At 44.9% G+C, this 16,431-nt stretch carries 15 protein-coding genes; 7 read left to right on the forward strand and 8 right to left on the reverse strand.

The window, feature by feature from the left end:
• Positions 1-108 precede the first annotated feature (108 nt).
• A complete protein-coding gene (locus tag ACZ5O6_RS08410; protein WP_447092533.1) occupies positions 109-693 on the forward strand; it encodes a superoxide dismutase in 585 nt (194 codons plus the stop codon).
• A gap of 66 nt (positions 694-759) precedes the next feature.
• Here the strand turns inward: ACZ5O6_RS08410 and efpL are convergent, their stop codons facing one another.
• The 6 genes from efpL to rdgC all read right to left on the reverse strand — a co-directional run bounded on the left by efpL (position 760) and on the right by rdgC (position 8,283).
• The gene (gene efpL, locus ACZ5O6_RS08415; protein WP_447092534.1) at positions 760-1,335 is read right to left on the reverse strand and encodes an elongation factor P-like protein EfpL; all 576 of its coding nucleotides are present in this window, start codon (positions 1,333-1,335) and stop codon (positions 760-762) included.
• Between the two features lie 183 nt (positions 1,336-1,518).
• Positions 1,519-2,274 carry a tRNA (N6-threonylcarbamoyladenosine(37)-N6)-methyltransferase TrmO gene (gene tsaA / locus ACZ5O6_RS08420; protein ID WP_447092535.1) on the reverse strand — a complete coding sequence of 252 codons (756 nt, stop codon included), beginning with the start codon at positions 2,272-2,274 and terminating at the stop codon, positions 1,519-1,521.
• A gap of 19 nt (positions 2,275-2,293) precedes the next feature.
• A complete protein-coding gene (locus ACZ5O6_RS08425) occupies positions 2,294-3,205 on the reverse strand; it encodes a TraB/GumN family protein (RefSeq protein WP_447092536.1) in 912 nt (303 codons plus the stop codon).
• A gap of 391 nt (positions 3,206-3,596) precedes the next feature.
• A complete protein-coding gene (locus ACZ5O6_RS08430; RefSeq protein ID WP_447092537.1) occupies positions 3,597-6,437 on the reverse strand; it encodes a helicase-related protein in 2,841 nt (946 codons plus the stop codon).
• A 141-nt stretch (positions 6,438-6,578) separates the two neighbouring features.
• Positions 6,579-6,764 (reverse strand): hypothetical protein, encoded by a 186-nt coding sequence (locus tag ACZ5O6_RS08435; RefSeq protein WP_447092538.1) that lies wholly within the window; start codon positions 6,762-6,764, stop codon positions 6,579-6,581.
• A gap of 520 nt (positions 6,765-7,284) precedes the next feature.
• Positions 7,285-8,283 carry a recombination-associated protein RdgC gene (gene rdgC / locus ACZ5O6_RS08440; protein WP_447092539.1) on the reverse strand — a complete coding sequence of 333 codons (999 nt, stop codon included), beginning with the start codon at positions 8,281-8,283 and terminating at the stop codon, positions 7,285-7,287.
• Between the two features lie 218 nt (positions 8,284-8,501).
• On the opposite strand from rdgC, the gene argS reads away from it, so the two are divergent.
• On the forward strand, positions 8,502-10,274 hold the full coding sequence (gene argS / locus ACZ5O6_RS08445) for an arginine--tRNA ligase (RefSeq protein ID WP_447092540.1): 1,773 nt from the start codon (positions 8,502-8,504) through the stop codon (positions 10,272-10,274).
• A gap of 487 nt (positions 10,275-10,761) precedes the next feature.
• Here argS and ACZ5O6_RS08450 read toward each other — a convergent pair whose 3' ends face one another.
• Positions 10,762-11,265, reverse strand: coding sequence for a glutaredoxin domain-containing protein (locus ACZ5O6_RS08450; protein WP_447092541.1), 504 nt, complete (start codon positions 11,263-11,265; stop codon positions 10,762-10,764).
• A gap of 131 nt (positions 11,266-11,396) precedes the next feature.
• Between ACZ5O6_RS08450 and ACZ5O6_RS08455 the strand changes: the two genes are divergently transcribed.
• The 5 genes from ACZ5O6_RS08455 (at position 11,397) to ACZ5O6_RS08475 (ending at position 15,650) form a co-directional block, all read left to right on the forward strand.
• Complete coding sequence (locus ACZ5O6_RS08455; RefSeq protein ID WP_447092542.1) at positions 11,397-12,095, forward strand: ABC transporter permease; 699 nt, start codon at positions 11,397-11,399, stop codon at positions 12,093-12,095.
• Positions 12,092-12,853, forward strand: coding sequence for an ATP-binding cassette domain-containing protein (locus ACZ5O6_RS08460; RefSeq protein WP_447092543.1), 762 nt, complete (start codon positions 12,092-12,094; stop codon positions 12,851-12,853). Before ACZ5O6_RS08455 ends, ACZ5O6_RS08460 begins: the two co-directional genes overlap by 4 nt.
• Positions 12,846-13,679: an ABC transporter substrate-binding protein gene (locus ACZ5O6_RS08465; RefSeq protein WP_447092544.1), complete on the forward strand. Its 834-nt coding sequence runs from the start codon at positions 12,846-12,848 to the stop codon at positions 13,677-13,679. Before ACZ5O6_RS08460 ends, ACZ5O6_RS08465 begins: the two co-directional genes overlap by 8 nt.
• A gap of 119 nt (positions 13,680-13,798) precedes the next feature.
• Positions 13,799-14,308: a molybdenum cofactor biosynthesis protein B gene (gene moaB / locus ACZ5O6_RS08470; protein WP_447092545.1), complete on the forward strand. Its 510-nt coding sequence runs from the start codon at positions 13,799-13,801 to the stop codon at positions 14,306-14,308.
• Positions 14,309-14,447: 139 nt separating this feature from the next.
• Positions 14,448-15,650, forward strand: coding sequence for a molybdopterin molybdotransferase MoeA (locus ACZ5O6_RS08475; protein ID WP_447092546.1), 1,203 nt, complete (start codon positions 14,448-14,450; stop codon positions 15,648-15,650).
• A 106-nt stretch (positions 15,651-15,756) separates the two neighbouring features.
• Here ACZ5O6_RS08475 and ACZ5O6_RS08480 read toward each other — a convergent pair whose 3' ends face one another.
• Positions 15,757-16,170, reverse strand: a complete 414-nt coding sequence (locus tag ACZ5O6_RS08480) for a GFA family protein (RefSeq protein WP_447092547.1) — start codon at positions 16,168-16,170, stop codon at positions 15,757-15,759.
• Positions 16,171-16,431 lie beyond the last annotated feature (261 nt).

Consider the following 16,431-nt stretch of genomic DNA (forward strand, 5'->3'; position numbering starts at 1 on the left):
GTCTAAACCATCTAAGTACGTACTCTACACGTACTATATTAATTGAATAGTGCCAGAAGCATAACTGCCATGCACTTACCCACAACTTTTTTAAACAGGATATAACTGATGAGTTTTGAATTACCTGCACTGCCCTACGATAAGTCAGCACTTGAGCCACACATTTCTGCTGAGACATTGGAATATCATTACGGCAAGCATCATCAAACCTATGTCACTAAACTCAATGCTGCTGTAGATGGTACCGACTTAGCGAATAAATCTTTAGAAGAGATTATCAAGACCAGTGAAGGCGGTGTATTTAATAACGCCGCTCAAATTTGGAATCATACCTTTTACTGGCATAGCCTAAGCCCCAATGGCGGCGGACAACCAAACGGTGAACTAGCCGATGCCATCGATAAACTATGGGGAAGTTATGAGGCTTTTGTGACCGAGTTTTCTGAAAAAGCAGCAGGTAACTTTGGTTCTGGCTGGACGTGGCTTGTCAAAACCGCCGAAGGCGGCTTAGAGATTGTGAATACCGATGATGCAGACTGCCCACTGACAACCGATAATACACCGTTACTCACTTGTGATGTTTGGGAACACGCTTATTATATTGATTACCGCAATGCACGCCCAGCATACGTTGAAGCATTTTTTAATTTAGCCAACTGGGAATTTGCAGCGAACAACTACACTAACAAATAAATTACTGATATGACAATCATGCCTGCTACATCGCGGGCATGATAAGTATCATCGATAAACTAAAAACTACTTTGCATCTCCACGACCGGTAAACTTTCTTTCTTCGACATTCACTTTTATCATTTCACCACTCGCAATATGCTCTGGTACAGAAACTGTTAATCCCGTTTCTAACACTGCGGGTTTACTTCTTGCTGATGCTGACGCGCCTTTAATAGAAGGGTCTGTTTCTACAATCGCCAAGGTAACAATCGACGGCAAATCCAGAGCCACCGGCGCATCATTAACAATAATTACCTGTAAATCTTGTGTATCCGCAGTGATAAATAACAGCTCATCTTCGATCGTTTCTTTATTAAAACTATAGGGAGTGTAGTCTTCGCTATCCATAAACACATATTCTTCACCATCGGCATAAGAAAACGTCACCGGGCGACGGGTTAAATCGGCTAATGCGAGCATATCGGAATCTTTATACGATTCGTCGACCTTAGCGTTGGTCGCCACGTTGTACATGCGCATACGATAAATACTACCGCCCGCACGCCCTTGTGGTACCGAGCGCTCAATATCTCTGACGATATAGGCTTCACCGTTTATTTCGATGGCCGTATTTTTTTTAATTTCACTCGCTTTTGGCATAATTATTATCCTTTATTGTTTATCGTCATACCTGCGAAGGCAGGTATCTATCTTAGTTATGTCTGCGATCTATTTATTACACAACACAATAAACAGTCGCTATTTTACTCGTTTCTATTGGTTAAATATTTTTATTTCGTGGCGTTGTAGATAGCTGCCTTCGCAACTATGACGATACCAACACTAGCATCGACTGATGCTATTAACACGTACAATTTTTTTCTGCCCACCGCTTTTGTCGTCCATACATTCCCATCGGATATTACAATCCAGCAGGGCAATACCATATTCACGCGCGGCATCAGAAACGGCTTGCTGGTGATAAGCCGGTCGAGGGTCTTGCTGCAGCACGTCAATAATTAATTGTTTTAAATTCGATACAGGGCCAATAGCGCTGCTTACCTCGTCGCCATACGTTTTACAAAAAAGTTCAGCCGATGCGGAGAAAACCACGGGCATAATCTCTGGCGCTTGCTGCGCTAACGTATTAACCGCATGCGGTAAACTATCGACATAACTAAGGTACGGTTTGATATCAACAATCGGGGTACCATCTAGCAAATCAACACCCGAAAAATGTAAAACCACCTGCTGATTGTCAACACATACTTTATCCAATGCCACTACCGATAAGCCTAAGCTATTAGGCCGAAACGAAGAGCGCGTCGCGAATACGCCCTGCTTTTCGTTGCCACCTAATCGCGGCGGTCTCACCGTTGGCTTCCAACCTTGATCCGTATGCTGGTGAAAAATAAAACTTAGCCAAACATGACTAGATTTTTCTAAGCCACGCACACAAGCAGGGTCATTAAACGGCGGCAATAAACGCAGTACACCCTTCGCACTCGGCGCAAGTAATGGTTGGCGAGGAATGCCAAACTTTTCAGGGAAGCAGGTATTCATATAGCCGATAGGCTCAAGCGTATACGTCTCATTCATACGTTAGGGCATACATAGATTAAGGTAATTGCTCAACGATATAGCCCCGCTTGCGCAACTGCGTTAATAAACCCTCTTCACCCACAAGATGAAGCGCACCCACAAAAACTGCCTCGGTAGGTGCGGTATTCAGCATGGCATCTAACTGTGGTAACCATGCGTTATTACGCTGCACTAACAAGGATTGGTACAAACGCGGAAAATCATTACGCCATTCACTAATACCTACCGTCTCTAGTGTTGACTCATTACCACTACGCCACGCGTGTTTGAGTTGTTGCAACATAGCCGACGTGTTGTTTAGCTCTTCGAGGCTATAACGCATAAAATGATCTTCTTGGCCTTCGCCCATCGCGGCTAAAAAGTTAAGCTGCTGCTCAACGGTTTCTAAAAACAGACGTGTTTTACCATCCCTTTGAGCACGTTTATCGTAATAACTATCGACACCTTCACCGAGTTGGTTTAAACGTTTTACCTCATCTAGCGTCAGCAAAATACTTAACATACCCGGCTTAAAGGTTTCGAACTGAGCAATATCGCCACCTCGTTGAGCAATAAATTGTGCTAGCTGTTGATAAACTTCCGAAGACAAAACGCGACTTAGCGTCCTGCCGTCTTGATACAACATGGCATTAACCAGTAAGCCTTGCGCTTCTGGGGATTGCATTTTTTCAATGTCTGTTTCTAACACCAACACATTGGCCGCGCTATAAGCCGTATCAAAACCCGATGGCAAAGGGTAATCGGACTCAGCAAGTGCATGGATAGTACCCCCAAGATACAACACATTACCTTCGTGACTTATTTTCCACACCGGGCTTTTATCTTGCCCAACAGAGGTTTGAGAAAAACAGGCAACGAATAAAAAACAAAAAATACATCTAACAAGCGAGTATATTGTTTGGCTTGGCGCTCTACCGATTATGTTCATAGCGTTGCTCCTTTATTGTTTTTGAAGAGTCATCATGCGCAACCCTGTTATTTATACTGATGGAAATCCTGAACATATCACTCCGATGAAAACCGGAATCTAATCAATACTGGTCTATAAAGATACCGAATCAAGTTCGGCATGACGAAGTGTGAATTGATGTAACACCCAACCCGTCATTACCTAACCCGTCATTCCGGTGAAAACCGGAATCTAATCAATACTGGTCTATAAAGATACCGAATCAAGTTCGGCATGACGAAGTGTGAATTGATGTAACACCCAACCCGTCATTACCTAACCCGTCATTCCGGTGAAAACCGGAATCTAGTCAATACTGGTATTATAGAACCGGATCAAGCTCGGTACGACAAGGGGCCTGATCATACCTTTACGCCTTCTCTGGCTGATAAGTCACTAATAGCCGTACAGCATTCATTTCAATACTACATTGCTGTGTGACGGCATGTTCAACGTTATCAAAGTAAATGGCTTGCTGCTCAACATCGGCTTGAGTAATTAATGGATTACGCTGCTGCAATTCTCGCAAGCGGGTTAGTTCGAACTCTCGACGCTGTTTAATATCGTTTAGCGTTTGTGCAACTACATCATCCAATGCTTGTTGAGCCATCGCTTGCGCGGTATCTGACAGGATCTGTATATCTTGCTGATAGTCTTTAACCACCGCTTTACGAATATTTTTCGCCGCGTTTTCAATGACTTTAGCCAGCGTCGCTTGCGGCAAGATAGCATCTAAATTATTAGGATTATTTTTTGCGACTACAATGCGCACTAACGATTCGCTTAAAAAACCACTGGCGATTTTGGCATAAGCACTTTTAATCGTTACACTAAAAATTGCTTCAAAAAATAAGGTGCCCGGTTTTAATTTTTTATTGGGCAATAATGCCACTGTCGCAGAACCCAGTTCAGACGTCGTTACCAACTCCGTCATGCCTTGCATTAACGGATGATCCCAAGTAACAAACTGTACATCTTCTCGTGATGTCGCCGTTTGTCGATCAAAGGTGACCTCGCAACCATCGTTAGGAATACCCGGCACCAAAGGCACAAGCATTTGATCCGATGGAATCATGCTATAGCGTGTATCGTCCAGCGGCTCCATGTGGATATTTAATAAATCCGTAGCTGAGGTGAGCAGTGCCAATGGATTATGTTCATGCTCGAAGTTCACAACCTTATCGACAAGCTGGTTCGCTTCGGGTTGACGACAACTATTCATTTCTAATAAACGATCACGACCGTTTTGTAATTGCGAAAGTAGAGCCGTAATTTCTTCTTGAACCTGTGCACCTACTGCAGGGCTAGCATCATATTGGGCATACCATTTATCGTGCATAGCACCGGCTGCAGGGTTGGTTTTTTCGATACAGTTAAGAATATCGTGATACCAATGCAAGCGCTGTTCCGTTGCCTTATCGGTCACGCCGACATGGATATACATGGTTTGCTGCTGACCAATACGATCTAAACGACCAATGCGTTGCTCTAACACATCGGGATGCTCAGGCAAGTCCCAGCAAATCAGATGATGACAAAATTGGAAGTTACGCCCTTCGCTGCCAATTTCAGAACACAACAACATTGGCGCCCCGTCGGTTTGGTCGGCAAAGTAAGCCGCCGCACGATCACGCTCAATGAGTGACATCCCTTCATGAAACACCGGGCAATCGATCCCTGTTTTACGATAAAGCCACTCGCGAATATCAAGCACATCGTCTTTATCGTGAGTGATAAAAAGAATCTTGTCATCGCTATGCTGCTTAATAAATTGCGCGAGCCATGATAAATCCGCATCTACGTCGCTACTGTCTTCAGCAGACAATCGATGAGTCACTAAACGACGCTCAGGAAAACCCTGTATCGCATGGCGTGTATTACGAAAGACGACCCGCCCCGTACCATGGCAGTCGAGTAGTAAATCTGTCAGTGCGCGAGTATTTTTCGGATCATTTGACTGAAGATATTCCACAAAATAACGATCAGGCAAGTGAGGAAACAGTTGCTGTAATTTGTGCTGAAGTGTTGACGACAGTTCGACCTGGCTCAGGCTATCATCCAACAATTCAGCAATGTCATCTGCCAATGCTTCATAATGTGCATACTGTTGTTGGAAAGCCGAAAAATCATGGAAGCGTGAGGCATCCAACAACTGTAATCGTGAAAAATGTTGCTCTAAGCCCATACGTTCTGGCGTAGCAGAGAGCAGCAGTAAGTGTTCACAGGCAGAGCCTATTTTGTGCAATGCACGGCTTGCCGGTTTATCGCTGAGCAAATCGAAATGGTGAGCCTCGTCAACAATGACAAGATCCCACGGCAGATCGGTTAGCGGGCTATTGCCTTTTTCATCCTCAACGCTGTCAGCAATATCATCGTCATCCGCTGTAAGAAAATGATCATTGGCTACACTTTCTGCACCGACAATATCGTCGACGCCCATAGCGTATTCCGAGGGGTTTTGTGCGTTATCAACCGTATCAAGTATGGTATGAGCAGCGATAAATACTTGGGCGTCGGCGAGATCAACATGGTCACCCCACATCACCGCATGAATATTAAAGCAACGCACTAGCTCTACAAACCACTGCACACGCAAGGCATCAGGGACAATAATCAGTACTCGCTGCACTCGCTCCTGCAACATCAAGCGCTGTAAAATAAGCCCTGCCTCAATCGTTTTACCTAGCCCCACTTCATCCGCTAGAAGAATACGAGTGGCAGACAATCGCGTAGCCGTATCAGCAACATAAAGCTGGTGGGGCGTTAAACTAATGCGCGCTCCCTGTAAACCAATCACATCTGAGCGCAACCACTGGTGGTGGCCTCTTGCTAAATCTGCACGTAAATCAAACCATTTAGGCTTATCTAATTGCCCTGCCAGTAAACGTTTTACTGGGTGATTAAGCTGCACCGTAGACGCCAAACGCGTTTCAGGGATAGGCTCACCATCGACACTTAAGTAAATAACAAGATCATTCACCTGCTCAACTTGAGCAACGACATAACGCTGATCATCGATCGTTTCTATGGTATCGCCCACGGCAAATATCACTCGCGTGAGTGGCGCATTATTGCGAGAGTAACAACGGCTATCTTCAATGGCGGGAAAATCAATGGTTAAACTACGGGCATCACAGTCGGTAACGATGCCAAGACCCAGCGAGGAGTCGGTATCGACCATCCAACGCTGACCTACTTGAGGGGTATTCATTTATATATAACGTCCAAAACAGTCAATTCAGCGGGCATTGTAAATAGGGGCAGACCTGATTGAAAGCAATGATTTCTTCTATCGACACTTACAGCTTAACTGATACCTTATACCATCGGACTCAACACAAAATGTATGAGCTCAGAGCAATTCTGTCTTTGTTTTACCACAGCGTACACATTGTGATTTAGTCACGAGCTTGCCTTGTTTCACATCAAATTGCTGCTTGGTCACGACTTTCCACTTATGAAAACCATCACGACACAAAGAGCTGCCCTTATGCTTTTCTTTAAGACTTTTCTTTTTAAAGGGAAGAACCTCGCCCATCACTGTACTCCTCTGAAAAATCACACCCGGTCATTTCGGTGAAAACACCCAACCCGTCATTCCAGTGAAAACACCCACCCCGTCATTCCGGTGAAAACGCCAAACCCGTCATTCCGGTGAAAACCGGAATCTAGTCAATGCTGACGCCACAAAGATACCGGATCAAGTCCGGCATGACGAAGGCATGGCGAGGGTATAGCGAGGGCATGACGGCAGCATGGTGACGCGTGCATTTGACGTAACACCCAACCCGCCATACCAGTGAAAACGCACAACCCGTCGTTCCGGTAAAAACGCACAACCCATCATTCCGGTGAAAACACCCACCCCGTCATTCCAGTGAAAATACCCACCCCGTCATTCCGGTGAAAACCGGAATCTAGTCAATGCTGGCGCCACAAAGATACCGGATCAATACCGGATCAAGTCCGGCATGACGAGGGTATAGCGAGGGCATGACGGCAGCATGGTGACGAAGGTATGGCGACGTGTGTGTTCGATGTCACGAATGTCACTACCATTATTCAAACACCACTTCATCAACACCGGTATAGCTCGAATCATCTTTATTGGCTTGTGCGATTTTCCCATCGACCGACGGTGCTTGAGTATTTACCCCACCTAAGGCGGCCACCATATCGGCGAGAAAAGCCGTCAGCTCAACGGTCATCACGGCAAACTCGACATCAAATAGTTCAGCTTTGCTTTCCGCTTCATGGCTATTGGCCTTATCTTGAATATCGTCTTCAAAGCGTAAGCGCTTAATCGCTAGCTGATCATCCAGTATAAAATCAATACCCTGTCGCCACTGTAAACCTAGCTTCGTTACAATCATCCCCGACTGTAATAAATTGTTAATTTCTGCCGATGCTAAATCTTGATGCTTACAACGAATCACACTGCCCGACTCTTTCGGATCCGCCAGCTCACATTCACCACCTAGCGTAAAGCGGCTAGGCGCTTCGGCTTGCGTCACCCATTGCGTCATCATCTGATGAGGTAATTGCTGGCTCACCAGCGGGATCACCGGCAAGCTACCCACCACATCACGCAGTGCGGCCAATAACTCTTCAGCTTTGCTCGCCGATGCCGCATTAATGACAATATACCCCTGTTTTAGCGCTATATAGGCGTAGTGTACGCTGGAACGCGCAAAGGCTCTGGGTAACAATTCGAGTAATACATCATCTTTTAATGATTGACGCTCCTTACGACCCACTGGCCGACCTTCTGCCTCGCTAATCGCCGCCGCTTTTTCATCAACCGCTTCATTAATCACCGCCGCCGGTAGTACTTTTTCTTGCTTCTTCGCGCAGATCATCAGGTACTCTTGACTCGCATGAACCAAACCATGATCACTGTCAGATTGGTGATCGATCGGCGATACCCAGCCATAACGTGCCAGCTCTTGACTACCACAGGGCACAAAAGCCCCTTGCTCTAAAGCCTCACTTAAGCTACTCGCATCAAAGGTGAAATCTTGAGTAAACCGGTACACACGCAAATTTTTAAACCACATACACTACTCTCACAACTGCTTTATCTGATAATCATACGGCCATCAATGGCGGCCGTGTATGGTACTGGAAAAGCCCAGCTTAGGCATACGCTCAAGGCGAAAATTTATTTCCAAAGATTATAGGCTAGCTATCTAGATAGCTATCTGCCTAGCATTATTGTCGCCGCCTCTATAAAATGCGCAGTCTTTCATTCGCCAACCCAGATGACACCCTTTTCATGAATATTCGCTCTTTACTTACCGATCTTGTTGCTAAAGCCATGCTTAATGCAGGCTTACCTGCCGAGTGCCAACCGCATATTGCGCCCAGCAAAAAAGCGGGCTTTGGGGATTACCAAGCTAACGGTGCAATGGGAGCCGCAAAAGTAGCCAAAGCGAAACCACGGGATATTGCCCAGCGTATTGTTGAACAACTTGAGCAAGATTCCACCACTCAAGAAATGATCAGTCAGATGGAGATTGCTGGCCCGGGCTTTATTAATCTCACCCTCAACCCTCAGTGGCTAGCCGCTCATATTGCCGAGCTAAACCAACAAAGTGGTGATTTGGCGTTAGCGCATAGCGCGCCAACTCAAGCGCAAACCGTCGTGGTCGATTATTCCTCACCTAACCTTGCAAAAGAAATGCATGTGGGCCACTTACGCTCAACCATCATCGGTGATGCCGTAGTACGCGCGCTAGAATTTCAGGGGCATAAAGTGATCCGCCAGAACCATGTGGGTGACTGGGGAACGCAATTTGGTATGTTGATTGCCGAGCTAGAAGAACAATTAAGTGACGGCGAATCGGCCAGTCTTGCACTAAAAGATTTAGAAGGTTTTTACCAAAGCGCTAAAAAACACTTTGATGAATCCGAAGCCTTTGCCGACAAAGCGCGTAATTATGTGGTTAAACTGCAATCGGGCGACGCCCATGTGCTCACATTATGGGAACAATTTAGAGGTGTCTCATTAACCCATAGCCAAGAAATTTACGACCAGCTCAACGTAACACTAACGGCAGAGAGCGTGTACGGCGAAAGCGCTTACAACGATGATTTAGCCCCCCTAGTAAAAGAGTTGCAAGAACAAAAGCTCGCCGTAGAAGATCAAGGGGCACAAGTTGTTTTCTTAGAAGAAATCACCAATAAAGACGGCGACCCCAGCCCGGTTATTATTCAAAAGCAAGGCGGTGGTTTTTTATATGCAACAACTGATCTAGCCGCTCTGCGCTATCGCGCCAAGCAATTACAGGCTGATCGCATCTTATATTTTATTGACGCTCGCCAATCATTACATATGCAGCAAGTGTTTACCCTTGCGCGTAAAGCACACTTTGTGGATGAATCCATTAGCTTAGAACATCACCCGTTTGGCACCATGATGGGTAGCGACGGCAAACCCTTTAAAACCCGCACAGGCGGTACCGTAAAACTGGCCGATTTACTCGTTGAAGCCGTAGAGCGTGCCGAGAAAGTCGTCGCTGATAAAAACCCTAACCTTAGTGCAGAAGAGCGCAGCACGATTGCCCGTAAAGTGGGTATCGGCGCAGTTAAATACGCCGACTTATCCAAAACCCGTACCAACGACTACATTTTTAATTGGGAAACCATGCTGAGCTTCGAAGGTAATACATCACCTTACTTACAATATGCTTACGCACGCATCCAAAGCATTTTTCGCAAAGCCAATAGCGACCATGGCATTGATGTCACACAACTCGATTCTACCTTGGTACTTACCGAAGAAGCAGAACTAACGCTGGCGATAAAAACATTACAATTTTCAGAAGTTATCGAACAAACCAGCCGCGAAGCCTACCCGCATTTATTGTGTAATTACCTATACGATGTCGCCGGATTATTTATGCGCTTTTACGAACACTGCCCCATTTTGAAAACTGGCGTTAGCAAAGAACAGCAACACAGCCGCCTACAACTCGCTCTTGCGGTTGCGCGCACGCTACACACTGGTTTAGATATACTGGGCATTGAAACCATGGAAAAAATGTAAGGAAGGGCTTGCCGTCTTAGATCTGCTTTAACCAAATTCAATACTAGCAGATGCTGAATCAAGTTCAGCATGACGGTGAGTCGGTGAGTCGGTGAGTCGGTGAGTCGGTGAGTCGGTGAGTCGGTGAGTCTTTTAATATCGTGCCCTACAAATAAAACACTCAACACATCGTCATTGCGGCGCAGGCCGCAATCTATAATGCCGAACGTTGTCCCAATAGATACTGAATCAAGTTCAGTACGACGGTGGGTGAATACTGAATCAAGTTCAGTGTTACAGTAGGTGGATAAACTTTTTAATTCTCGCATCCTACAAACAAAGCACTCAACCTGCCGTCATTGCGGCGCAGGCCGCAATCCATAATGCAAACGTTGTCTCAATAGATACTGAATCAAGTTCAGTATGACGGTGGGTGAATACTGAATCGAGTTCTGCATGACGGTGGTGGATACTGAATCACGTTCAATATGACTGCTGTTTATTGTTTTTAGAGGTTGTTATAAAACCGATCAAAACCTTTTTGACTAAAACCGCTCATGCGCTTCTTACCAACAACAATCACCGGAACGCCTCGCCCACCTATCGCATCATAATCACGTTTCGCGCTAGCATTTTTTTCAATATCATATTCGACAAAAGGGATGCCTTTCGATTGAAAATATTTTCGTGCTTTTTTGCAGTAACCACACCAACTTGTTGAGTACATGGTGACCTTTTTACCGCTAGCTTTTGCCTTACTTGATGGCTGCGCCGGTGAACCTTTTGATGGTTTCGCACTCATATCAGGGGCATCACTGTAAGTTACCGACTCATTACTAGAAATATTAACGGCCGTCTTTTTTTCTTGCTCATTCGGATTATCACCGTAATGCACTTGCCCTTTTTCATCGACCCATTTATACACTTCTGCTGAAATAGATACGCTAATAGTGATTAATAGTAAGAAAGCGCCAAAAATACCTAAATTTTTAGAACGTAGAGTGGTAAGCATGTAAACACCTATCAGGTCTCCACATAATAAAGCGCATATACGCTCGCTACTCATGAAGAGACAACACGATTATTATAATTTTGTTATGATAAAAAATACCTTAGTCGCTCACTTTCCACAAGAGATAACGCGTGTTTGAACAGATATCCTCACTGCTATTCTCCCCAAGCACCCCCTTATGGGAAGTGGCAGGCTTATCATTACAAGTTAGCGGATCGGCACTACTCATTGCCGTCGTCATTGGATTTCCTACCGCGTTCTATCTCGTTCTGACTGGCACTCACCAACGCACCTTTATACGCATTGTTATCGACACGTTAATGGCTTTACCGCCGGTTGTTGTCGGGCTTATGGTCTATTTGTTGCTATCTCGCTCGGGGCCATTAGGCATTTGGGGCTTACTCTATACACCACTAGCCATGATTATGGCCCAGACCATGCTTATTACGCCTATCGTTATTGCACTTTCTTTGCCATTAATCGAGCAACACTGGCAACGTCTTCACCATCAACTCTACGTATTAGGGTTGCAACCCCCACAAATGCTCTATGTACTCATTTATGAAGCGCGTGTCGGAATAGTGACGATCACTCTCGCTGTTTTTGGACGAGCGATTGCAGAAATCGGGGCAGTGATGATCGTAGGAGGAAATATAGAAGGCCACACCCGCGTCATGACAACCGCCATTGCAACAGAAACTCAACAGGGAAATTTAGCACTGGCATTGGCTTTAGGCTTATTGCTTATTGTTATCGCTTTTATAATTAACGGTTGCGTACATGGTGTACGCTTTCTAGCAGAAAAGCGCATGGCCGGACGAGCTCTATGATCACTCTTGATAAAGTCTCGCTCGCATTAAATGGCAAGCACTGCCTACAAGACATCGATGCCCATATCGAGCAAACGGGTATCACTGTTATTGCCGGTGCTAACGGCGCGGGTAAAACCTTGTTGCTACAATTACTGGCGGGCTTACAACCAAGTTACACAGGGCGCTACCTTCCATCGTCTACATTAACGTGCCCCGCAATGACCTATCTGCCGTCGACGCCTGTTCTACTCGATCGCTCCGTCTCATACAATATTGCCCTACCGTTAATCGCACGTGAAAAAAATACAACCCGTACAAAAAGCCAATGGGCAAACCACCTGTTTCACTCTTGGAAAAAAAGACAGCAATCACAAAATCAGCAAATCACTGCAAGAGTTGACGCAGCACTTACGTGGGCAGGGATTGAGTCACTCGAAAAACAATCAGCGCTTTCACTATCCAGTGGTCAGCAACAATTAGTTGCCCTTGCCCGCGCTTGGGCGCTCTCACCAACGCTATTACTCCTCGATGAACCTTGCGCGAACCTTGACCCTAACCGCCAGCAAAAGATTGATGACTTATTACAAGCGATGTCGACAGACTGTAAAATTATTTTAAGCTCACACACTATTTCGCAAGCGCGACGCATCGCTGACGACATTCTCTTTTTAGATCAAGGAAACGTTATTAGCCATCTCAAACATAAGGAATTTTTCGCGTCTGAAGCCGCTCAGACATTACCCAAATGCATACAGCAATGGATGAATTATGCATAACCACAATAGGAGAATCGCTAGAGGTATAAGGGGTATATTATTACTTGGAATAACGCTATTACTGAGTAGCTGCCGAACATCGCCTACCTTGCACCTTGGGGTAACAACAACGTTAGAAGATTCAGGCTTATTGCGCATGCTAAGTAATGCTTTTTATCAAGAGCATCAAATAATCATCAAGGCTATTGTTGCGGGCAGCGGGCAGTTGTTTCACTTTATAGAAAAAGGCGATATCGACATCGCCATTACCCACGAGCCCGAAGGGGAGAAAAAGCTGCTACAAAAAGGAAGTATCATCGCGCGCACGCCGCTATTTTATAGCGAGTTTTTTATTGTCGGTGATCAACACGATCCTGCACACGTATCAAAAGCTAGCACCACACAAGAAGCATTTACTCAACTAGCAAAAAGCCATAGTGTATACATTTCTCGAAACGATAAAAGTGGCACTCATCGTATGGAACAACGCTGGTGGCCACACGACACACCTAATATGATTAACATACTACGCACCGGCACGGGTATGGGAGAAACACTCAATGTTGCCGCACAACATAATGCCTATACCTTGGTCGATAGCGGTACGTGGTTAAACTTTAATAATAAGAAAAATCTTAAACAACTCTGGCGCGATACGGTTAATTTAAAAAACCATTACCATTTGCTCACACTACCTAAGCCATTAACGTCATCAAAAAACAATAAGCATCATGCAACTACTTTGTTTTCTAGCTGGATAAAAAGTACAGCAGCCCAGTCCATTATTAGCAACTACCGTATTGATGGAAAAAGAGTGTTTACTATGACTGAGACCACTAATTTTTAAGATAGAAATTATTTTTAAAAAGCCATTAAACTAAGAGAATGATTGGATACCGAGTCAAGCTCGGCATGATGATACTGGAAAGCTTTTTCTTCAAAAATTAATAATAGCGAACAAACACTATGACAAAAACAGCACTCAATATCGCCATACTAACCGTATCTGATACTCGCACTCGCGAGAACGACACATCGGGTGATTTGTTAGCACAATGTGCGACCGATGAAGATCACACCGTCTATGAACGCAGCATAGTTAAAGACGATATTTACCAAATACGCGCTGCCGTCTCGCTGTGGATAGCCAACCCAATTGTACACGCCATTATTATTACCGGCGGCACGGGGTTTGCCATGCGTGATAGCACCCCCGAAGCTATCGTACCGCTATTTGATAAAACCATCGAAGGCTTTGGCGAATTATTTCGTGCGGTTTCTTACGAAGAAATCGGCAACTCTACGATCCAATCACGCTGCGTAGGCGGTCTTGCAAACCGTACCGTATTATTTAGCTTGCCGGGGTCGAACAATGCCTGCGCAACTGGCTGGCATAAGATACTCAAAGATCAATTAGACAGTACTCACAAACCTTGTAACTTCGTAAAACTATTAACAGGTAAAAACCCTAGCTAACCTTATTTTTCACACCGAACGTAATCCGGAATGTCTATAACACAGTGTTTACTAGACAACTGCTTTTACAAAAAAATTTCACAAAGCCTATTAATTCATATTATTAAGAGGCAAAAAAATAAAGAGATTAACAACCACTATGCTTGCCATCGACGACGCTATCAAACAAATTATTGCGACAATTACCCCCGTCAATGACACTGAAAATATTCATATTACACAAGCTAGTGGACGAATCATTGCAGGTAATATCTACTCAAGTATTAACGTGCCGCCCGCCGATAACAGTGCAATGGACGGTTATGCCATTAACACAGAAGACCTAGCAAAAAACACCACACTACGCATTAGCCAAACAGTGAATGCGGGAGACACACCCAAGCCACTGAGCCAGGGCACAGCGGCTCGTATTTTTACCGGCGCAGAGATTCCATTAGGCGCCAATGCCGTTGTTATGCAAGAGCATTGCACACGTATAGATGATAGCGTCACATTACCTCGCCATATCGAGCCCCAAAATAATATCCGGCAATGTGGTCAAGACATTCAGCAAGGTGACTGCGTTATTCAACAAGGCCGGTGCTTACAACCACAAGATATTGGCTTGATCGCGTCGATAGGGGTTGATCAAGTCTCCGTCTACCGGCCACTGCGCGTCGCGATCATATCCACCGGCAACGAGCTGACCGAACCGGGAAAACCACTCAGTACAGGAAAAATTTATAACGCCAACCGTTATTTATTACACAGCTTTTTACAACAAATGAATATTACCGTTGTTGATCTTGGCGATATTCCCGACAGCTTACCCAGCACAATAGAAGCGCTCCAACAAGCCGCGCATGCCGACTGTATTATTTCAACCGGCGGTGTTTCTGTGGGTGACGAAGATCATATTAAAACAGCCGTCGAGCAGTTAGGCAGCCTCGACTTCTGGAAAGTCGCGATAAAACCCGGCAAACCTATCGCCGTGGGTCACATTGCCACCCACCAAAAAACAACGCCTTTTATCGGTTTACCGGGCAACCCCGCTTCCGTATTTGTCACCTTTTTGCTCTTTGCGCGTACGTTACTTCTTGCTCTACAACATCAAAATGCCACACTTCCAAAAGGCCAACGCTGCCGCGCCAATTTCACCTGGCAAGCAAATACCCAACGACAGGAATACCTACGGGCACAACGCGATAATGAAGGTAACATTACCATTCACCCCAAACAAAACTCAGGTATTTTATCATCTACAGCATGGGCTAATGGCTTAGCAGTGATACCGCCACAACAGGATATTGCTGTAGGTGACACTGTGGAATTTATTGGATTTGAAGGTTTTGGGAACTTTTAGCTATTCCGCCGACCATCAAAACGTTTAAGCAATCCAATGTTTAATTTTTAAAAAGCCTAACACGCTTTCATCGAACTATTTAAGCAATTGAACATTCGGCTAAACTTTATTCATCACCTGAAAAATGTGCAAACACTTCAGCTCCTGTCATATTTATAGTTTCATTTGAGAAACTATAATATTCAGGTTTTTCATCAATGAAAATTTGATGACTCAGCGTGTATTGCAGATCTTCACCTAATAATCCTATTGGAAAGTGGTATTGATTAGCGGGTTTCAAAAAGTAAAATAAGTGCGTACCACACTGAGCACAAAACCCTCTCTCGGCCCATTCTGATGATGGATAACGGGTAATGAGAGCTTCGTTGGATATACTTTTCAGCTCACCACTATCAATCGCCAACATTGGCCCACCTGACCATTTTCGACACATACTGCAATGACATGCGGCTATTTCGGTATTTGCCAACTCTATTTCAAGCTCAACTGCACCACACAAACACTGAGTATTAACTTTCATCACTTTTCACCTTATTTTCAACAATCAATACCACTGCTGTCCTGTTAAGTCATGCTTGGTCACTATGCAAGCCAAAGTATCCAAGACTTCCTGCTATCTTAGCTAACGTGGAGACATGGATTTCCAACCATTATTCAAAGCACGCCGTGAATACGTCCATGTAGGCTCAACACCCGCATCCATGCGGATGATGGCTTTGCCTAATGGTTAGAATTCCACTATCGAAAAGTTAACGGGACAGCAGTGAATCAATACATATTA

The sequence above is a fragment of the Eionea flava genome, assembly GCF_055393785.1.